The sequence below is a fragment of the Calditrichota bacterium genome (assembly GCA_013112635.1).
Lineage (GTDB): Bacteria > Calditrichota > Calditrichia > Calditrichales > J004 > JABFGF01.
Genome location: JABFGF010000008.1, coordinates 34,001 through 55,869 on the forward strand (window position 1 = coordinate 34,001; position 21,869 = coordinate 55,869).

The following is a 21,869-nucleotide window of genomic DNA, read 5'->3' on the forward strand; positions in this document are numbered from 1 at the left end:
AATAACTCCTAAAATCTATTTTAGCGGCCTAAACCAAATGGGATTTGTAAAAGCAAAATGCTCTCCTTTTGGCCCGCTGCTCTGCACTTCGGCACGCATATAAAATTGTGATGTGTTTTCTTTAATATCAAAATCAAAATTTAGTTCGAAAATATCTTTATTGAGCCCTTTTGTCAAATGGACTTCTTCTTGGCCGGAATTTAATTGTCCCTGGTAAATAACAATTTTAGTTAGCCCGCCAAATTCCCGGCTGGATTTTGCTGTGAGTTTTCCGGCTACCGGTTTTAAACTTGACTCCTGGCCCATATTAATGACAGTTTTCTTATCGTCAAAAATTTGAAAATCAACAGCTGGCCCGTTACTGGCCGAGTAATTTCCATTTTTTAGCAATTCAATAATATTGTTAACTGTTTTGCTTGTTTTACCCAAAAACAAATCTGTGCGCCATTTGCCAAAAAGCTGTGTATAGCTTTCGTTGATTTTAACAAAGGGAATTGAAAGATAACGGTTGCGGCCAAAATTGCCATGTCCATCATTGCCGGCAAGCAGAAAACTTTTCTGACCTTTTAAAAGCAAAGTTTTCCAAAAGGAAATGGCATCATCTATTTTATTAGTACCGTGCCCGTTAAAAATTTGTACACCGCAAAGTCTTTCATCGGAGGCATCTTGCTGCGACCAATGCCCACGGTTTAATAAAAACCGATGTACAGAAGGAACCCGGTCGGCTGGATGGGATGCAAAAATTAAACTTTGTTCAGAAGAATTGTTTAGCACATCATCTATTGAAAGTTCGCTGAAATAGCGAAACCATTTCTCGCCGCTATCACCACATCCCGGGAAATATTTTTTATCATTATAAACAAGTAAATGCACCGTTTTATTTTGAGAATTCCGAACACTGACTTCCTCACCGGGAATTATCATTACATTATTATCCTGTTCATTTATGGTTTGAACATTTTTTTGAAAAGAATGCCATTTTTCAAGTTTTGGATCATTTTTTAAAAAATTATCAGGATAATCATCCAGGTCATAAGAATGATCGGTAACGGCATAATAACTCAATCCAAGGGCGTCTGCCATTTCCAAGGTTGCACTAAGCGATGCTCCAAATTCAATCTGATCATCCGTATTGTTGGAATGGCTGTGCATATCTCCGCCAACAAATCCATCTATAACAGGCAAATCAGAATTACTAAAATAAACCGGGAAAGCATCATGCGAAGTTGTGCGGTAGTTGTCATTATAACAATTGAAAATCTTATCTTTAAACTTGTAAGATATTTTAATGTCAATTTTATGAAAACCGGTTTCATATTTTGAAACATCAATTTTTAAAACCTGATCCCAATAATTTGTTGTAATTTTTTTGTTTATTTTACTGATTTGAATTGATTTTTTGTCAACAAATATTTCAACATCAATAAGCTCGCAAGGAAAATGATTGGCATCTTTTATAATAATAAGAATAGGCAGCGAATTATTTTTATTAATTCTGTGAGGCACATCGGCCACAAATTGCGGGTGCCGTTTTTTGAGGTAGCTAAAAAAATATTTAAAGCGGTAAAAAGTAGAGGCATAGCCGATAGAGGGTAACAATAAATTCATATCTATTTCTTTAGCTGTGTTGAGTTGCCGTTCGAGGTCAATTCCCGATAATAAAATATTATCATGTCGCTGTCAGGAAATTCTTCTATTGGCAGGAATGCTCTCCTGAGCATCAAAATAACAATATTCTATTTTTTTGAATTATGTGGCAGCGAAATTATAAACTCACTTCCAATACCAATTTCGGATTTAACTGAAATTGTGCCACTAAGCATTTCAATAATTCGCTTTGTAATTGCCAGGCCAAGTCCCGTTCCTTTTTCTTTTGTTGTAAAAAAAGGTTGAAAAATTTTCTTCAATTCTTCTTTTTCAATTCCCTTGCCACCATCTTTTATTATAAAGCGTATCTTATTTTTTGATTCTTCAATTTTAAGTTGAACGGATTTATCAGCTGCCGCCTCAATTCCATTCTTGATAATATTTAATAATGCTTGTTCCAGCAAATTTTCATCTGTTAAAATGCTGATACCCATTTTATTATTCTCTAAAATGATATTTTCTGATGGGTTTATTCCAACTTTGATTCTGGCTATTAGCGGCTCAAGTAAAAACTCAGTTTTATTAATAACAGGGGTTCGCGCAAAATTCAGGAAACTTTCAATAATATTTGTTAAACGAACTATTTCGCTGGGAATGAACTCAAAAATCTCATCATCCTGTTCGCCATATTTTTTTTTGATTAGTTCATTACTTCCTTCGATAATTCCCAACGGATTTCTTATTTCGTGTGCAACACTGGCAGCCATTGTTCCTAATTGAACCAGGTGTTCATGGTCTTTAATTGTGGCCTGGTATTTAAAAGCACGATCAGTCATCCTAAACAGGATTACGGCAATAATGGTTATTACAAGAAAGTTAATCAAGCTGAAAATAAGTAACTGGTTACGCAGGTTTTGCAAAGTGTCAAAATAGGTGGCCTTGGCTTCAATTTTTAAAATTGCCACAACATGCCCGTCAATATCTGTTACCGGCCCAAATGTGGATAAAAACCATTCACCGGAAATTTGAATCAGTTCTGAAGTTGAGTAAATCCCATCTTTGGCATTATTAAAAAAGATGCTATTTGGCTGACTAATTTCTTTTTGCAGGCCAAGAATTTCCGGAGCAGAAACCAGTATTTCGCCCTGCGTTGAAAGCAGTAATATCGATTGCAGACTGTCCTGATCCCGAATATCTTCTAAAATTTCGTGTATTGAAAAATACTCAAGCGAGTTTGTTTCTCCGGGAATAATCATGTCCAGCAAATCATAATCTATCAACCTGGCCAAAGATTTATTTGTGCTTGTTAAGCGGTTAGAAAGGTTTGATGCAAACTTGTCCTCAACCTGGTTTACATAAATCCACAACAGTAGATTAAGAACAAGGATTAGCAGGACTCCAATCCAGAAAAATATTGTGTAGCGTGTTTTGGAATTATTCACTGTCGTTCCCGGCTTCGAATAATTTTTTCCAGTAATCTACATCCACATTTTCGGGATTACTTTTTTTGTCCTGAATGTGGGTTTTATTTTTTTTGGCCGCGGCAGATTGTTTTAAAAATTGATCCGATTTAATGGCTTTTGCTCCAAGATCCTGAGCAGTAAAAATTATTTCATTATCTGAACTGACAACAAACCAGTTTTCAATATTTTTGGTTTTACGTATAAAATCGCGGATTATATCATCAGCCGTTTGCGGTTTCCTGCTAAAAATCAGTTTAATCCCGGCCATTTGCTGATGAGATTGTCCGGATTGTTCACGTCCATCAAAAACTATAATTTTTTTACCCGGACTTTTAATTTTGCTTAGAACAAAGCGAATGATCTGTTTAATGGCCAAATCGGTTTGCCCTTTTTTTATATTTTGGGCAATGTGATCAATTTTAAAGCCAAGATTGAAACCATCGATTATGTAATTCATCTAATTTTGCGAATTATTTTAAAAATGATTTAGTTAAAGTATTATGTGATGAGAACAAAATTATCCAAATATCGTTTATGAAAAAAGTTGAAAATTTTTAGCGATCAGATTTATTTTAATAAATGAATGGAACAATTTTTCAAAAATGAAAGTAATGAAAACAAATTTATTATTGCTAAAAACTTAAATTGTAAAATTATTCCCCCAAAATTGATGAAGGAGTAAAACATGAAACATCAAAAGAATCCATTTGCCTTAATCGCAGGTTTGATTACAATTGGAATTGTAATTGGCATTGTGATGACGGCTAATTTTAATTCTCATTCAAGTTTAAATGCAAATCCTGTTGATGGTAGTATTTATACAGAAAACAGCATTAAAACTGTTCAGAATAGTCAACCATTAACCGCCGGCAATTTTAACCCAAGCACTCAGTTTGTAAATATTGTTGAGGATGTCAGGCCTTCGATTGTTTCTGTTTATACTGTAAAAATGGTTTCGCAGGGAACCAATCCTTTTTATGAGTTTTTTGGTCGTCCGCGCCAGATGCCTAATGATAAAAACCATCAGCAGCGCCAGGGTGGTATGGGCTCCGGTATTATTATAAGCAAAGAGGGCTACATTTTAACCAATAATCATGTGGTAGATGATACGGATGAGATTAAGATTAAATTGATAGATAACCGTGAGTTTGAGGCTGAAGTTATTGGCCGCGATCCTAAAACAGATATCGCCCTTTTAAAAATTGATGCTGATGACTTACCAATTTCAGTTCTCGGGAATTCTGATAATGTTAAAATAGGCGAATGGGTGATGGCTTTTGGCAGCCCCCTTGATTTAACCTCAACAGTAACAGCAGGCATTGTAAGTGCCATTGGGCGTAATGTGCAAATCCTTGGTGGCGGCGATGCGATTGAAAATTTTATCCAGACAGACGCAGCGATAAATCCCGGAAATAGCGGCGGAGCACTGGTAAACTTAAATGGAGAAGTAATTGGTGTTAATTCCGCAATCGCCACCAGAACTAACTATTACATGGGTTATGGATTTGCTGTTCCAATAAATATCGCAAAGAGTGTTGTGGATGATTTGATGCAATATGGTGAAGTACGCCGTGGTTATCTTGGGGTTTATATCGAGGAGGTGACACCGGTTGTAGCTAAAGGTGTCGGGCTTGATAAACCAATGGGTGTTCTCGTAAACAGCCTTCAGGAAGGACGCGCGGCAGATAAAGCTGGAATCCAATCAGGCGACGTAATTTTAAAAATAAATGGTGAAGAAGTAAATAAACCCAATGAGTTGCAGGCCAAGGTTGGCACTTTTAATCCGGGTGAAGAAATAGAGGTTGAAATTTGGCGTGATGGAAGAAGCCGGAAAATGGATATCGTTCTTCAAAATAAAGATGGTAAGACACAGCTTGCTTCAAATAAAACTCCAAAAAAGGAAGAAAAAGATTTACCTGAATTGGGATTAAATTTACAAGATCTTACTAACCGTCAGCTTGACCAACTGGATTTGGATGGCGGTGTTGTAGTTGCTTCTGTTGACAGGTATAGCTCTGCAGCTGAGGCGGGCATTAGGCCTAATGATGTGATTTATGAAGTAAATAAAAAGAATGTTGAAAATGTAAATGATTTTAATGAGCAAATAGAAGATTATGAAAGCGGTGATGTGGTTAGAATAAAAGTACGCAATAAGCTTGAAAATAACGAAAATTTTGATCGCCTTGTATTTATGGAAATCCCCGATTCTAAAAACTAATATCATACCAACCTTCCGGGTTTGAAAATCTGGAAGGTTTTTTATTTATAAACCTGTCAAAAAAAACGGTGCTTGTCATTATGACAGCACTTCTCTTTCTTCTTAAAATCCTCGTAAGTTGTTGTTTTTTATATTTTTGCCCTAAAGCTATTTTTTGGCACAATGATTGCATATATGCGCGGCAACTAAAAATATAACAGAAAACTAAAAAAATCTTAAAACATTATGAGGAATTTTTAAATGGGAAAAATTATAGGAATTGACCTCGGAACAACCAACTCGGTTGTATCTGTAATGGAGGGTGGGGAACCGGTTGTTATTGCAAATGCAGAAGGAACACGTACGACACCTTCAGTTGTGGCTTTTACAAAAAAAGGTGAGCGATTGGTTGGAGCTCCGGCTAAACGTCAGGCAGTAACAAATCCCCAAAACACGGTTTTTTCAATAAAACGATTTATGGGACGTTTTTACAACGAAGTGAGCACTGAAATGAAAGAGGTGCCATTTAAAGTTGCCAAAGGTAACAACGACGTTGTAATGGTAGATGCTGGCGATAAACAATATTCACCACCTGAAATCTCTGCAATGATCCTGCAAAAAATGAGACAGACAGCAGAAGATTATTTAGGTGAAAAAATATCTGAAGCAGTAATTACTGTTCCGGCATATTTTAATGACGCCCAGAGACAAGCCACAAAAGATGCCGGTAAAATTGCCGGGTTGGATGTAAAAAGAATTATCAACGAACCAACTGCTGCATCTTTGGCTTATGGCCTGGATAAAAAAGAAGATGAAATGATTGCCGTGTTTGACCTTGGCGGCGGTACATTTGATATTTCTGTTCTTGAAATCGGTGACAATGTTGTTGAAGTAAAATCAACAAATGGTGACACACACCTTGGTGGTGATGATTTTGACCAGCGCTTGATTGACTATCTTGCAGAAGAATTTTTAAAAGAAGAAAATGTAGATTTACGTAAAGACCCGATGGCGCTTCAACGCCTTAAAGAGGCTGCAGAAAAAGCAAAAGTAGAATTGTCTTCTTCATCTGAAACAGAAGTAAATCTGCCATTTGTTACTGCGACAGAATCTGGTCCGAAACATTTAAATATATCAATTACCCGTTCTAAATTTGAGCAGATTGTTGATGATCTTATCCAGAGAACGCTGGAGCCATGTAAACAGGCGCTTAAAGATGCGGGAGTAAAGACTAGTGAAATTCAGGAAGTAATTCTTGTTGGTGGTTCTTCTCGTATCCCAAAAGTACAGGAAGTTGTAAAAGAGTTTTTTGGCAAAGAGCCACATAAAGGTGTTAACCCGGATGAAGTCGTTGCTATTGGTGCAGGTATCCAGGGCGGTGTTTTAACCGGTGATGTAAATGACATCCTTTTACTTGATGTTATTCCATTATCACTTGGTATTGAAACTCTTGGAAATGTCAGTACAAAACTGATTGAAGCCAATACTACAATCCCGACAAAAAAATCTCAGATATTTTCAACAGCGGCAGATAACCAGACATCTGTTGAGATTCATATCTTACAAGGTGAACGTGAGATGGCAGTTGATAACCGTTCGCTGGGACGCTTTATTTTGGATGGTATTCCTCCTGCGCAGAGAGGTGTTCCGCAGGTGGAAGTTACTTTTGATGTTGACGCAAATGGTATGTTGCATGTTTCTGCAAAGGACAAAGCGACAAACAAAGAGCAATCTATCAGGATTGAAGCATCAAGTGGTTTGAGTGAGACTGAAATTGAAAAAATGCGTAAAGATGCTACAGCTCATTCTGCTGAAGATAAGCGCAAACGAGAAGAAATTGATACAAAAAACCAGGCTGATTCTGTTGTTTATCAAACTGAAAAACAAATTGCAGATTTTGGTGAAAAGCTGGGCGAAGAAGACAAAGGCAAGATCGAAGCAGCCATTGGCCGCTTAAAAGAAGCGCAAAAAGGTGACAATGTAGATGAGATTAAATCTGCATTGGATGCTGTGAATACAACCTGGAACGAGATTGCCCAGAAAATGTATGCACAAGGCCAGGGACCTGAGCAACCAGGAGCACAGCCAGGTGCTGAGGGACAAGCTGAACAAGAGCCTGAAGCAGCAAAGGATGATTCTGCCGAAGAAGGCAAAGTTGAAGATGCTGACTATGAAGTTGTAGATGATAAAGAAGAAAAAAAGAAGTAAGGTTTTAAAAATACTTACAAATCTAAACCTTCCAGGTTGAAAACCTGGGAGGTTTTTTTATAAAAAAAACATTAAAAATCCTTCCCACCTGACCCCAAGATGTTTTGAATAGGAATAATACAATCCCGGTTGAGTAAAAGTATTTATACTATTCTTTAATTGGAAAGTAAAATATTCCAGGTTTGTATCTCTGTGAATACCTAAAAGCCACAACTCAAGATCCAAATAAGAAGTTAAATATAGATTATAAAATGATGTTTGCCATTCAATAATATTTTCCTGTTCGTAAAATCTAATCTGAGAAAAGAAGGGAAATCTATTGTAATTTGAAAACCCGCTGCCATATGAGTTGACTTTTTCAGGAAATTTATTATCAATGGTTATTATTGGATAGATATACATATTAGAATTTATTGGGATGTCAACCTTTTGCTGAAAGTCCCACCCGGATTGTAAAATATCAATCATAGCATTATATCGAATATTATTCCGGAAATTGTTTTGATAGTTTACTTTTGCATATTTAATCAATGAAGGTTTATAGTTCTCCATACTAAACGATGTGTTGAAATAAGAGTTATTTTTTGTCAACGCATAATAAAAAAATTGTTTTGACTGATCACCCAGAAAGTTTTGTTTTAAAAAAATATATTGATTACTAAAAGTAGCAGAAATATTGGTGTGAGCATTTGGAATCCGCCAAATATCGTCTTTAGATTTTGACATTTTTATGCTCTGGGAGTAGCCAATATTAGAAAAAGGTTTTAAATAAAAACTACCCAGATATTTATCACTTTCTGCTTGATACCCTTGAAGGTTAAATGAAAATCTATTCCAATATCCGCTAACAGATTCATTGTAATAAGTAGTTCCATTTCTATTTCTAAAAGATGTAAAATTGGTTGAAAAATTTTGAAGTTTGGTGTTGATAAAGAATTGGTTAATGTCTGAATTTTGAAACCATAACAAACCCGGATTTATAGTTAGAAAATCATTAACGTAGTTTGCATTAATTTGCTGGAAGTTATCTTCTTTATTTTTTGCATGATTGTAAAAAACATAGTTTTGATTGTTTTGATGTAAACGTATCGAGTGCGATTCTTGATTTTTAAAAAAACTCCTAAAGCGATAATGTAGTCCTCTTTCATCTGAGTTTTTGGCCTGAAAGTTTAAATTTCTCAGTTTAAGACCTTTTTCAGTAAATGTACCATCTTCAATTAACCTGGTCTCCCAGTCTGCTAAAGATATACTTTTATCAAAACGATGGGCAATATCAACAGATGAATATGTCTGGTCAGCAAATGTTTCCTGGATAAGCCCTGTGCTATTAAGTATATGCCTGAAAATCATTGGGTTTCCAAAAATATCACTACTTTTTTTCTGTGCTGCTTCATCAATTGCAGAAATTGTATTTCGAGTGACCTGATTCCTGAATATTTGTTTCTCATTATCAGTCCAATATTTGCTATTTTGAAGTAGCTTTGGCCTGTTTTTTAACCAATATAAAAAGTTGCTTTCATCATGAAATCTATAGACAGGGGTAATTCTATTATGAGTTGGACCTATTTCTATTATTCCGGATCCTTTTAAATTTATATTATATGAACTGTCTTTATCTTGATCCGTTTGAACCAATTGCCGGTTAAACCGGATCAATGGATCGAAATAGCCTTCAATTTTAATTGAATATTTATTCTCATGAGGTTCATAGATATAACCGTACCATGATCCGTCTTTATATTCAATAAACAAGTCTACCGGATATGGACTGGATATTTTGATATCATTGTGATTGAAAAAAGTGAAGTCTTTTAGAAAAATTGTTTTATGGCCATGAAGGTTATCTTGGTAAATAAGAATCCGGGCGTCTGTATGCCATAACTTGTTATCAACTTCAGATTCTTTATTCACCATAACCTGGTTTATTCCAGGCGATTCAAAATCATTTATCTCAAAAAGAGTAGCTTTTTTATTTAAAGCGGTTTGATGTATTTCAATTGGTCTGTCTTTTAGTGATGGATAAAACATGGTAAGAAGCGCACCATTCTTAACATTCATGTGTTCTATCTGAATAGATTTGATTGGTTGGGAGGGAATTGGTGGCGTTTTTAGTCCAAAATTATGTGTAATTAATGGAGGTGAAGGTTTGCTGCTTAAATGAATGATATTTAAATCAGAATTGTCTTTACTAATTTTATATTGATTCTCAAAGACATGTCTAAATTGCCCTTCATAATTTAAATTAAGAGAAAAGTCATGTGATGAGCTGCCATCAAATTCATCAATCATTAAGAAGAAACGCCGATTTATAAAAAATACTTTACGTTCAACCTGTACATGGCTGATTTTATGCTTCATAATGGCTGAAGAGTTTTTCTCAGAATAAAACATATCCATTATTTGGCTTCCGCTGGAATCACCCCAAATAGGATTCTTATACACGCCTAATCCATCAATTAAAATTCCGTTATGCGAGTAGGGGCTTGTGTACCATGTTGATCGGTCAAAATCTCCAATCCATTGTCCATAACCTCCCTCAACAATAAAATCTTCTCCATATGCTGATAATTCAAAACTCAAAGGATCTATATGCTCATGGCGGTCAGAGAACCATCGTTCACGCTCTGCAATAAAACTGCCGAAAATATCGGGATTTATAGATTTGTCCTTGAAAACTGCTTGACCGGATTCAGGATAAAAGGAATCTTTGGGTAAATGATTTGGCAGAAACGAAGCAACCGGACGATAGGTTAGAATCGCTTCTACCATATTACTATAAGCTCTATTACTCTTTGGGGTGGACTGATAATAATAATTCCAGAAAGGTGCTTGCTTTGAACCTGGAATTAGTAAAGGCATAAAGAAATCATTTGGCTGTAAAGCATCATCAATTGCAGTAAAGTGATTATTACCTTTATCATTTGCAATAGTCCAGTTTACAAGCCTTTCTAAACGTGGGTGCTGCATAAAATTAATTGCCAAAATATTCTTTAAGTATAAAGATAATGGAGCTAAATAGGTTAGAACAAAATGTGCATATGATGTCCCTTCTGCATAACCTCCATCTGGCGCAACTCGTCCCAAGGCCCTACTCAGGTTTCTTAATCCGCTGTTCCAGAGTTCAATGCGGTTATACGGAATATAATCTTCGGGGTGGTCATCAAAAATTGCCATTTCAAGAAAAGCGATGGAAATAACTGTTAGATGATTATTTGCCGGTGTATAAAGCAGGGATTCCTGAAGTTGTCCTGTAACAATAAGCATTTTACGACGGATGTCTTCGCGCAATTGACGGTTTAGATCATCATAAACAAGATCAATAGCAGGGCATAATGTGGCTATTGCTTGTGCAGATTCTAAAAACTCACCCCAACCCTCAAATTGGGTACCGCCCTGAAGATTTAAATCTTGTGGTGGCTCTGGAATAGCTTTTAACAAAGATTCAAATTTTCTCAGGTATTCAATATCTCCATCAATTTTATATAGCAGGGCAAGCATTTTTAAGCGATTAGAAAAATAGAAAACCGGCAAACTACTGTTGAGATTATCACGCTGCACTTCACGTTTTAGTTTTAAATACCAGTCACGATACGGCATTGTAAGTATTTTTGACTTTGCATTTTCGATTTCCTGTTGAGAGAAGAACCTGGGCCGCGAATTCATTTGCGGAAGGGTGATATCTAAAATTGGAATTCCATCTTTGGGGATGTATTCATTCCAGCCTGGTTTTTTATAATCTGCTTTTAGAATGCTTTTTAAAAAATCAGCAGGAAGGGATTTTATTTCTTTTTTTAATCTGTTTTCTGAGGCAAGGAGTGAGTCTTTATCAAAATGGCTTACTTGTGCATATAGTTGAAATTGTGAAAAAGAAAAAAGACATAAAGTGAGTAAGCATTTGCGCATAATAAATCTTAATGTGTTTTTCCTGTAACCAAACCGATGGGGAGATAAGCAAATGTTACTCCAATTTGAAAATTATCCCACTCTCCCAGCCCACCATAAAAGCCTGGCTCAAGTGGGCCAATTTTGAAAAACCCTGGGTAAACATTAAATCGAACATTATAAAACCGTGGCCCGGTAATTATTGCGGAAGCCATTAAAGAGTGGTTCCTATCGTAGAAAAAACTAATTGAACCATCAGTGTTCGGAGTTAAAAAACGAGTGTCACTTAACCGGTTCTCGTTCAAACTATTTACAACTGTTCCTGCACCAAACGAAAAATTATCCTGATCAGAGATTGGGATAGTTAAACCGGCAATGCCATAAATGCCCCAATAAACGAATCCTGTCATTGATGTTTCAAAGGGTAAATCAAACTTAGCTATAAACTGTTGCCCGGCATTTTCGATCTCCTGGTTTACGGGATTATAGACGGGTTGTAATGACCAATCGTAAAGCCTTATGGTTTTGCTAAAAAACCTATTAACGGAATCGAAACTGAATAAAAGATATCCTAAAGGATTAAAAATTAAAAGATCTGCAATAGGATCTACATTTGATCCGACATAATGATTATTTTCAATAACTTCATTCATATACTGATAGGCTGTTGCTGTAATAATGGAATAAAGATGTGGATATTTGAACCCATGATAATCAAACCATTCAGTCGTTTTTACATACAACATTCCTGCACCAATAACATGATGTGTATAATTTGGAATGTAGTGTGCTTTTTCCTTGCTTGTACTAATAGGAAAAATTTCTGTTGAGATAAAATTCTTCCACCCAAAACGATTAATGTGTTTTACCGGATCACTGATATTATTCCAAACTGTCCGGATTCCGGTCCCATAATCTAACCTAAAAATGTTTTTGGACTCCCCATTATTTTCGTGACTTCCATTACGCAAAATATCAAGGCTTCCATTTAGAAACATTGTTAAAGGATCAAAACTCAATTCCGAGCCATACTTTATCTCAGGATGATAAAAGTAATAATCCTTTTCCTGGGCAAAACTATTGCATTTGAGAAGTATTAATAACAGGAGTGTAAGTTTAACGGTTTTCATTATATATTAATTTAGTTTATCAGGCAGAATCAATCAAATATGTAATTTGGCATAGCAATTGTAATTATTTGCTTTAAAAATAAAGACGAGGTCAACATGGCAACTGATATAGACAAATTATTTAAAGGTTTTTCCATCAAAGAAATAGAAGATATCCTCTTTAATACAGCCGTTGGCGTAAAGAAAATTAAAAAAAGACGACCGGTTAATCTAATAAATATTCGTGAATATAAAGTAAAAGAACGTGTAACGAACTGAGAAATTTTTTTACATTAAATTCACATCAGAATTGTCATCCAAAAGACTTTATTATTTAAAGAATATGCTTTCTATTCTTTTTTTAATTTCATTATTAAATTTTCCTTCCTATTTTTGCTCATCAATTCTTTTTATAACTCCGTAAAATATATTAAAAAGAGGCAGAATGATGAGGCTGATTTTCCTGTTCACTTTTTTTGTTTCTGTTTCCCTACATGGCCAAAGCTTAAAAAATTTTGATTGGCTTATTGGCGACTGGCACCTTGATACAGGTAGTAAAATAATTGTTGAAAGCTGGAAGAAAGTTAGTGCTAATACATTTGAAGGATCGTCCTATTCAATCTCTAAAGAAAAACAGGATACAACATTTTCTGAGAGTTTACGACTGCTGGAAATGTCCGGCGCTATATTTTACCTGCCTTATGTAAGTCATAATCCTCGCCCCATAGCTTTTAAGCTTATTACAGTAAATCAGGATAGTTTAATTTTTGAAAATAAAGATCATGATTTCCCTACCCGGATTATTTATATCAAAAAAGGGGTGGACAATTTTACCGCGCGCGTGGAAGGAATTAGAAATAAAAAGCAGAGCATGTTTGAATTGCCCTACATAAGAAAAAAGAAAAACTAATGGGCTATACCTTTTTTGATTTTATTGGTAATCTTGGTGTTCTCCTTATAATTTCTACTTATCTATTGCTGCAATTAGGTAAAATTAAAAGTTCATCATTATCATATTCAGGATTAAATGCACTTGGGGCGGCATTTATTATTATTTCATTGCTTCTTCGCTTCAATCTATCAGCTTTTATTGTTGAATTATTTTGGTTGATAATAAGCTTATTTGGCATAATCCGATATTTTAAGTCAAAACAATTAAATTGAATTATCGAAAGAATAGTATAATGGCCAGTAGAAGCAGAGTGGAATTTAAAAACAACTCCGGTGAAACACTTTATGGTCTGTTTGAAGAGCCGGAACAAGCCGTTGGTTATGCCATCTTTGCACATTGTTTTACATGTTCAAAAGATATTGCTGCTGCATCAAGAATAAGCCGGGCTCTTTCCAATAAAGGCATTGCTGTTTTAAGATTTGACTTTACCGGCCTTGGTAACAGCGATGGCGATTTTTCTAATACTAATTTTTCGTCAAATGTTGAGGATCTTGAAAGTGCAGCCAGTTTTATGCGATCAAACTATCAGGCTCCGGGTATTTTAATCGGACATAGTTTGGGAGGAGCAGCTGTACTTGTTGCTGCGATGGAAATTCCTGAAGTGAAGGCTGTTGTAACGATTGGTGCTCCGGCGACTGCTTCCCATGTAAAACATAATTTTGCAGTTCATGAAGCAGATATTCTGGAAAAGGGTTTGGCAGAAGTAACACTTGCCGGAAGAAAATTTACAATCAAAGAACAATTTTTAAAAGATATTGATCAATATGATCGCAGTAACTATTTAGCCAAAATGCGAAAAGCATTACTGGTGATGCATTCGCCTATAGATGAAACAGTATCCATAAATGAAGCCGCTAAAATTTATACCAATGCTAAACACCCTAAAAGTTTTATCTCCCTGGATAAAGCTGATCATTTATTGACCCGAAAAGAAGACTCTGAATATGTGGCCGGTTTAATTTCTGCCTGGGTTGAAAAGTATATTTGAGGTTATCTCATTTTTGGAGATGGTTTAGTTTTTTACAACTGATTTTCGCAGAAATTCACAGATAATTATTTTACAAGTTTAGTCAGTATTAATCTGTGATCATCAGTGGTTAAGATTTGGTTATAAACAAACGTAAACACAATGATAAAAATAATTTTACTACTCCTATTTATTATAAATATTGCACTTCCCCAAAAACCTTCAATTCAATTTAAACATTTGAATGTGGAAGATGGGCTTTCGCAAAGTTCTGTGATGTGTATATTACAGGACCTGGATGGGTTTATGTGGTTTGGGACAGAAGATGGGCTGAACCGCTATGATGGATATAACTTTAAAATTTTTAAAAACGATCCTGCCGATTCCAACACACTTGGGAATAATTTTATTCGCGCCATCTACCAGGATTATAACAGGCAAATCTGGATAGGAACGGGCCGTGGATTGAATAGATATAATCCTGAAAATGGTAATTTTTACAGCTATGACAATATCCAGGCACTAAAAGGGCAATATATAAATACAATTAGCCTTATCAATAAAAACGAGTTGTGCATAACTACCCGCGATAACGGATTTGGTTTTTTTGATATTACAACTGAAACATTTAAAGCACACAATCCTGAAGATTTCCTGGATGAGCCTTTGTCGTCCGGAGTGCGGTCAGCTTACCTGGCGAGTAGTGGTGAGTACTTTTTAGCAACTGCCGGTGGGATTGTTAAGTTTAATCGACAATCCGGAGAATATTTGTTGTTCAAAGTGAGTAATCTGGACAATAGTATAAGCGCTAAACAGATTGTTGAGGATGATACCGGAAACCTTTGGTTTGGGTCTTTTTATGATGGGCTCGTAAAGTTTAACTTAAAAAGCCACGCTATCTCATTTTATAAGAGCCACCCTGATAAAAAGAACTCGATTTCTGACAACCATATTATTTATCTGATGAAGGAAAAAAATAGACTTTGGATAGGAACTGAGTTTGGCGGGGTAAATATTCTCGATCTGAAACAGGAGCGTTTTTACAGCTATGAAAGCAAAGGACTGCCGGGAGATGATATAAGTGGTAATTATATCGAATCAATTTATAGGGACCGCTCTGGGCTAATATGGATTGGAACAAATGCGAGTGGTTTGAATGTCTACGATCCCAAACGAATAAAATTTATCCATTATAAAAACGAACCACTCAATTCTAATTCGCTTAGTGATGACGGTATTTACGCACTTTATGAGGCACCGGACAAAGTCGGACAGGAATTGTGGATTGGAACTGATAAAGCCGGACTGAACCGGCTTGACCGGGCTAATCAGAGATTTACGGTTTATAAACATGATCCGGCAAATAAAAATTCAATCTCAAATAATTCTGTACGGGCCATTTATAAAGACAAGTCCGGCATTTTATGGGTAGGAACTGCCGGAGGTGGAATTAATTTATTTGACCAAAATAATGAAGTTTTCAAACCACTCTCAAATTTGCCTTTGATGAAACAGTTATCTGTGAGAACAATATTGCCTGATCCGATTTCTGGTGAACAGGCAATGTGGATTGGAACAGCAGCTGATGGGTTAATAGAATATCATACATCGACAGGCAGGATTGTTAACTATTTGTCTTTACCGGATCAAAAAAATGGTCTTAACAGCAACGATATCCGTGCCTTCTATGCGGATAAAAAAGGGATTATCTGGTTAGGAACTTTTAGTGGTGGTTTAAACAGATTAGATCCCAAAACAGAAGTCTTTAAAGGCTATCCTGCAGATGCAGCAAACCCAAACAGCATCACCAATAATATTGTCTTGTCTATTTATGACGATCCCACAACCGATGACCAGGTTTTATGGCTTGGAACGGCGGGTGGCATAAATCGTTTTGATGTTAAGACGGAAACATTTACCCATATTACTGAAAATGAAGGTCTGCCAAATAATGTGGTTTATTCCGTTATGGGAGATGCAAACGGTGATTTGTGGATTAGTACAAATAAAGGTGTAACGCGTTATAATCCAAAGGATTCTACATTCCGAAATTATAGCATTAGCGATGGCCTGCAAAATGAGGAATTTAATGCCGGCGCTTATTTTAAAAGCAAAAGCGGGGAAATGTTTTTAGGCGGCATCGGAGGGTTTAATATTTTTCATCCTGACAGCCTGACTGATAATATGGAACCGGCTACGATTAAAATAACCAGTTTCAAAAAATTTGACAAAGAAGTTAAGTTGGAGCGAAATATTGAATCGATCCGGCAAATAAATCTTGCTTATAATGAGGATTTTTTCGCATTTGAATTTGTAAGCCTGGATTATGGTGCGCCTGAAAAAAATCAATATGCCTATAAAATGGAAGGTTTCGACAAAGATTGGATTTACTGTGGTACAAGGCGTTATGCCAGTTACACAAATCTTGATCCGGGAGATTATATTTTTCGGGTTAAAGGTACAAACAGTGATGGCTTTTGGAATGAAAAAGGCACATCGATTGAGATTTCAATTGAACCTCCGCCATGGCTAACCTGGTGGGCGTATATTATTTACCTTTTAGGATTGGTGTTACTGGCGCTTGGAGTGCGCTGGATTATTTTAAATTGGAAAAGCTTGCTGGCAATTCGCAAAAGAAAAATATCGCATTACAAATTAGTAGAACGCGTTGGTGAAGGGGGCATGGGAACAGTTTTCCGGGCTGTGGATGTTAACACCAATAAAATTGTAGCACTCAAAGTTCTTAAAGCGGAAATGTTAAAAGAGGAATCCAACAAAAAAAGGTTCCGCCATGAAGGGCATTTATTGACATCTCTGCGCAACGAAAATATTGTAAAGACCCACGAGATTGGTGAATCTGGAAATATTGGTTTTATTGCCATGGAGTTTTTAACCGGCGGTACTCTTGAAGAATATCTTGAAGCAAATAAGCCCCTTTCGTTGGAAGAAATAAAACGAATTTCTTTGCAGATTTGCAACGGGTTGATCGAAATCCATTCACAGAAAATATATCACCGTGATATTAAGACGGCCAATATTATGCTCGATGCTGACAAAAATATCCGCATTATGGATTTTGGTCTGTCGAAATCGCCAATTGTTACAACCATGACAAATCTCGGAACTGTGATGGGCACGCTGGGTTATGTTGCGCCGGAGCAGGTTACCGGTGTAAATGTTGATCATCGTACAGATATATTCTCGTTTGGTGTTTTAATTTATTATATGCTGACCTTAAAACATCCTTTTAACGGTGAAAATGAAATGGCCATGATCCATTCCATTTTTAATACGGAGCCTGAGCCGCCTTCAACTTTTAGGGAGGATGTTTCATCGGGATATGATCAGATCGTGAAAAAATGCCTGGAGAAAGATCCTTTACTTCGCTATGAAAATGCAGAAGACATTAAGGATGATTTATTGAAGATTTGAAATTTTGGAATACCGCTAAGACGCAAAAAATAAAATACATATTTTAGGATTTGTAAAATAGTTTAAACTTAGTGTCTTCGCGCCTTCGCAGTTTTTGAATTTAAATACAATAAGGTTATGAAATCAGAATTACTTTGGGGACTTGATCTCGGCGGGACAAAAATAGAATCGGTGGTGCTGGACAAATCCAGTAAAAAAGTATTGGCCAGAGAACGCATTCCTACGGAGGCCGCAAAAGGTTATCATCATATTTTAAATCAAATCACAAAACTTGTTGAGCTGACTTCAAAAAAAATAAATAGTACTCCCCAAACAATTGGAATCGGAATGCCCGGCGCGCTGGATTCTCAAAATAAAATGGTCAAGAACAGCAACACAGTTTGTCTAAACAATCAACCTTTAAAAAATGATCTTGAAAAAATGCTGGGGTTTCCCATTGTGATGGCAAATGATGCAAATTGTTTTGCCCTTGCAGAAACAAAAATGGGTATTGTGCCACAAATATATCCGGAAGCGCAAGTCGTTTTTGGAGTGATAATCGGAACAGGCGTTAGCGGCGGCATTGTTGTAAACGGCAAAATTATTAATGGCCGCCATGGAATAGCGGGCGAGTGGGGACATAATTTTCTGGATGAAAGCAGCGGCCCTTGCTATTGTGGACAATTTGGTTGTGTGGAAAATATTATATCAGGTCCGGCGTTGGAAAAATTTTATTATGATCTTTCAGGAAAGAAAAAATATCTTCCAGAAATTGTGAAATTGATTAAAAAAGATGATAAAGCTACACAAACCATAAATCGCTTAAACGAGATGTTTGGCAAAGGCGTGGCAGCAGTTATTAATATTTTGGACCCGGATGTAATTATAATTGGCGGCGGTGTTGGAAATATCGATTCGCTTTATGACGAAGGAAGGGATCATATAAAAAAATATCTGTTTAATGACTGCCTCGATACACTAATTGTAAAGCCCAAACTTGGCGATAGCGCGGGTGTTTTTGGTGCAGCAATGCTTGCGGATTGAACAATCTCTTTTTGATTCTGGATACTAATTCGATATGAGAGAACCAACTAAATGAACAATGTTTCTGTTGTAATTCCAAGTTTGAACGAGGAAGAATTTATTGAAAGATGTTTGGACGCAGTATCAAGACAAACCCTCGGATTAGTTAAAGAAATTATTGTGGCAGATAATAATTCAACAGATACTACTCGGGAGATTTGTAGGAAAAAAGATGTCATCCTGGTAAATGGAGGGCTACCTGCCGTTGGAAGAAACCGGGGAGCAGAAGAGGCAAGTGGTGAATACATATTGTTCCTCGATGCTGACACAATAATCCCTGAAAATTTTTTACAATCATCGCTAACTTTGTTTGAAGCAAAATCACTTGACGTAGCCTCTTTTTTCTTTACACCTCAACCTTTGTCCAATTGGTTTAATGTTGTTTTTGGGACATACAATTACTTAGCTTATTTAGCCTCCGTTTTACAAGGCCCATTTTTCCTAACATCAGGTTGCTGCATTTTGACTAAAAGATCTTGCCATATAAATGTGGATGGTTTTGATGAAAATATTGTTGTGTTGGAAGAGTATGATTATATAAAAAAGATTAAGAAAAACGGAAATTTCCGCGTACTGCCAGTTGCGGTAAAAACATCAACTCGTAGGTTTACAAAAACAAATAAGTGGTCAAGTGTTTTGGCTCTATTTAAATGTTATTTTAAATGGGTTTTTAAAAGAAAAATCGTGGATGATAAATATGGCTACTGGAAACAATGAACCAATAATATTAACATTTGATGATGGGCCACATCCACAATGGACTCCCAAATTATTAAACATCTTATCTGCCCATAATATAAAAGCTATATTTTTTATGATTGGCTCAAATGCAGCGAAAAACGGTGGTATCGTAAAAGATGTAATAGCGGAAGGGCATAGAATTGGTAACCATACATGGTCTCATAAACCTTTGCTTGCACTAAGCAAAAAAAGCATATTTGAAGAAATAAACAAAACGCACCAGTTTTTTCTCGACTGCTTTTCATACAAAATTAGTTGCTTTCGACCTCCATGGGGGATTATTCGAAAAAGTCATCTTGAACTTATTGAAAGTAGATTTAATTACGAATCAGTTTTTTGGGATGTTGACTCAAGAGATTATTTTTTACCATTTCCAATAAGGGACAAAAAAAAACTTAAAACAAAAACTATTTATTTATTTCATGATGGGATAAAATTCAGCCCAGTTTTCAGTAGAGAGCACACCTTGTTATCGGTGGAAAGGTTGATTAAAATCCATACCTGTAAATAAAAACTTGTAAAAAAAAAGTATGAATGAAATAAAGTCCACTTTCTCAATAACTATATGTCCAAAGTTACATTTTGATTTTGAGGCCACTGTTACAACCCATGGATGGCTTTCTCTTGCGCCATTTATTTGGAATGCTGAAAATGCGATTCTTTCAAGAGTTGAACAGCTTAATGATGGAAAGCTTGTGCGGCTAAATATTTCTGCAACTGGCTCAACTGAAAATCCTACACTCTCAATTGAAATTCATTCAACTTCTATAATAAATGAAGGCAACAAGCAGGAAGTGGCCAAGCTTGTAACCCATATTCTACGGCTTGACGAAGATTTTGAAGAATTCTATCAATTATGCACCCAGCAAAATGGAACTTGGAATGACATCAAGAAAGGCAAAGGGCGTTTGCTTCGTTCGCCAACAGTTTTTGAGGATTTAGTAAAAACAATATGTACAACTAATATTCAATGGGGTGGTACAAAACGCATGGCGCAGGAACTTGTTGATAAATATGGGCAATCGTTTGCTGAAAACCCAACATTAAAATCATTTCCTAAAGCTGAAGATATCGTGTCTGATTCCTTTGAGGAATTTACACAAAAAGTAAACCTTGGTTACCGTGCAGATTATATTTATCAATTAGCAAAAAACGTTTCTGCCGGAACAATTAATCCTGAAGATTTTCTTGATCAGCAACTTTCTACAATCGAGCTAAAAAAGAAATTACTGGCCATTAAAGGAATCGGCAATTATGCTTCTGCTACCATGTTAATGCTGCTTGGCAGATATGATGAGTTACCTATTGACAGTGTTTTTAAGGATTTTGTATCTGGAAAATATTTTAATGGCAAGAAGTATTCTGAAAAGAAAGCCCGGAATATTTATAAGAAATGGGGCAGATGGCAATATTTAGCATACTGGTTTGATATGGAGAAAAGCTAAGTGATAAAGAATTGACATTTGCCTGAATTTGTGAACATATAAATTATTCTTTCTGAAAGGTTTTTTCAAATGCGCTATATGGGTGGCACCCAATGATGGCCTTTTTTCCCCACATAAAACCCGGTAAAGTTTTTATTCCTAATTGCAAAGCGTTATAGCGCCGCTTCTCTAATCTTAGTTTATAATTTAAATTCTCAAACGCTGAGGTTGCAGAACTTCCATCCATTCCACATGCTGTAACAATTTGGCTTAAGATTAAGTCATCTTCTATGTTGACATTTTCCTGCCAGTAAGCTTTATATGCGAGGTTACGAAATTCTTCAAGTTTATCTTGTTCGCGGGCATATTCCGCTACAAGAAGGAGCTTATGAGTATTATAAACAAAGTCAGGGATCTTTAGGCGATCCATCCCAAAATCTGCTGCAAACTTTTGAACGTAATGCCGAAAATCTGAATAGCGCGCATCATTAATCAATACCCCGCCGATAGATGTTTCAGGATGCAGCTCCATACCAAGCCATAGGAAAGAGACAGATTTTTTTATAGCAAGTTGCTTCATTACTGTCTGCTCGGCGATATAACAGAACGGGCAAATTACATCAGAAAAAAGACGAATTGTTAAAGACATAATCTCACTTTTTTTAAGAATACTTCTATTTTTAACAAAGTGTAAATAAAGCGATTTTTATTATTATCACAAATTAATTAAGAGTTTATAGTATTATTTAAGTAGAAAGCCATTGTTTTAGCCCTTAAATATTTGAAAATAATTATTATTCTTTTAGATTATATCATCTATGAGGCATATATTCTTCCTTTTTTTT

Annotated in this window: 17 protein-coding genes; 11 read left to right on the plus strand and 6 right to left on the minus strand. The window is 35.9% G+C overall.

Translation table 11 applies throughout. From position 1 onward, the window contains the following. Nucleotides 1-15: 15 nt before the first annotated feature. The 3 genes from HND50_18065 to HND50_18075 all read right to left on the minus strand — a co-directional run bounded on the left by HND50_18065 (nt 16) and on the right by HND50_18075 (nt 3,507). Nucleotides 16-1,608, minus strand: coding sequence for a PHP domain-containing protein (locus HND50_18065; protein ID NOG47153.1), 1,593 nt, complete (start codon nt 1,606-1,608; stop codon nt 16-18). 128 nt (nt 1,609-1,736) lie between these two features. Continuing rightward, complete coding sequence (locus tag HND50_18070) at nt 1,737-3,029, minus strand: HAMP domain-containing histidine kinase (protein NOG47154.1); 1,293 nt, start codon at nt 3,027-3,029, stop codon at nt 1,737-1,739. Beyond that, a complete protein-coding gene (locus HND50_18075) occupies nt 3,022-3,507 on the minus strand; it encodes a hypothetical protein (GenBank protein ID NOG47155.1) in 486 nt (161 codons plus the stop codon). Before HND50_18075 ends, HND50_18070 begins: the two co-directional genes overlap by 8 nt. Nucleotides 3,508-3,735: 228 nt before the next feature. Between HND50_18075 and HND50_18080 the strand changes: the two genes are divergently transcribed. Continuing rightward, on the plus strand, nt 3,736-5,268 hold the full coding sequence (locus HND50_18080) for a Do family serine endopeptidase (protein ID NOG47156.1): 1,533 nt from the start codon (nt 3,736-3,738) through the stop codon (nt 5,266-5,268). A gap of 240 nt (nt 5,269-5,508) precedes the next feature. Beyond that, nucleotides 5,509-7,455 carry a molecular chaperone DnaK gene (dnaK, locus tag HND50_18085; protein NOG47157.1) on the plus strand — a complete coding sequence of 649 codons (1,947 nt, stop codon included), beginning with the start codon at nt 5,509-5,511 and terminating at the stop codon, nt 7,453-7,455. A 57-nt stretch (nt 7,456-7,512) separates the two neighbouring features. Here dnaK and HND50_18090 read toward each other — a convergent pair whose 3' ends face one another. Together HND50_18090 and HND50_18095 are read right to left on the minus strand one after the other, a co-directional pair. Further along, entirely contained in the window at nt 7,513-11,358 is a 3,846-nt protein-coding gene (locus tag HND50_18090) for a hypothetical protein (GenBank protein ID NOG47158.1), read from the minus strand. An 8-nt stretch (nt 11,359-11,366) separates the two neighbouring features. After that, nucleotides 11,367-12,467: a hypothetical protein gene (locus HND50_18095; GenBank protein ID NOG47159.1), complete on the minus strand. Its 1,101-nt coding sequence runs from the start codon at nt 12,465-12,467 to the stop codon at nt 11,367-11,369. Between the two features lie 96 nt (nt 12,468-12,563). On the opposite strand from HND50_18095, the gene HND50_18100 reads away from it, so the two are divergent. From HND50_18100 to HND50_18140, 9 genes are all read left to right on the plus strand, one after another. Then, nucleotides 12,564-12,725: a hypothetical protein gene (locus HND50_18100; protein ID NOG47160.1), complete on the plus strand. Its 162-nt coding sequence runs from the start codon at nt 12,564-12,566 to the stop codon at nt 12,723-12,725. Between the two features lie 166 nt (nt 12,726-12,891). Next, nucleotides 12,892-13,356 (plus strand): hypothetical protein, encoded by a 465-nt coding sequence (locus tag HND50_18105; GenBank protein ID NOG47161.1) that lies wholly within the window; start codon nt 12,892-12,894, stop codon nt 13,354-13,356. Next, nucleotides 13,356-13,610: a hypothetical protein gene (locus HND50_18110; GenBank protein NOG47162.1), complete on the plus strand. Its 255-nt coding sequence runs from the start codon at nt 13,356-13,358 to the stop codon at nt 13,608-13,610. The genes HND50_18105 and HND50_18110 overlap by 1 nt, the downstream gene beginning before the upstream one ends. A 20-nt stretch (nt 13,611-13,630) precedes the next feature. Beyond that, complete coding sequence (locus tag HND50_18115) at nt 13,631-14,386, plus strand: alpha/beta fold hydrolase (protein ID NOG47163.1); 756 nt, start codon at nt 13,631-13,633, stop codon at nt 14,384-14,386. A gap of 141 nt (nt 14,387-14,527) precedes the next feature. Continuing rightward, nucleotides 14,528-17,797 (plus strand): protein kinase, encoded by a 3,270-nt coding sequence (locus tag HND50_18120; GenBank protein ID NOG47164.1) that lies wholly within the window; start codon nt 14,528-14,530, stop codon nt 17,795-17,797. A gap of 117 nt (nt 17,798-17,914) precedes the next feature. Then, nucleotides 17,915-18,820, plus strand: coding sequence for an ROK family protein (locus HND50_18125; protein NOG47165.1), 906 nt, complete (start codon nt 17,915-17,917; stop codon nt 18,818-18,820). A 51-nt stretch (nt 18,821-18,871) separates the two neighbouring features. Then, a complete protein-coding gene (locus HND50_18130; GenBank protein ID NOG47166.1) occupies nt 18,872-19,576 on the plus strand; it encodes a glycosyltransferase in 705 nt (234 codons plus the stop codon). Next, the gene (locus HND50_18135; protein ID NOG47167.1) at nt 19,557-20,111 is read left to right on the plus strand and encodes a polysaccharide deacetylase family protein; all 555 of its coding nucleotides are present in this window, start codon (nt 19,557-19,559) and stop codon (nt 20,109-20,111) included. The genes HND50_18130 and HND50_18135 overlap by 20 nt, the downstream gene beginning before the upstream one ends. A 19-nt stretch (nt 20,112-20,130) precedes the next feature. Continuing rightward, nucleotides 20,131-21,045 (plus strand): hypothetical protein, encoded by a 915-nt coding sequence (locus tag HND50_18140; protein NOG47168.1) that lies wholly within the window; start codon nt 20,131-20,133, stop codon nt 21,043-21,045. 43 nt (nt 21,046-21,088) lie between these two features. Here HND50_18140 and HND50_18145 read toward each other — a convergent pair whose 3' ends face one another. Beyond that, nucleotides 21,089-21,673, minus strand: a complete 585-nt coding sequence (locus HND50_18145; protein NOG47169.1) for a hypothetical protein — start codon at nt 21,671-21,673, stop codon at nt 21,089-21,091. Nucleotides 21,674-21,869 lie beyond the last annotated feature (196 nt).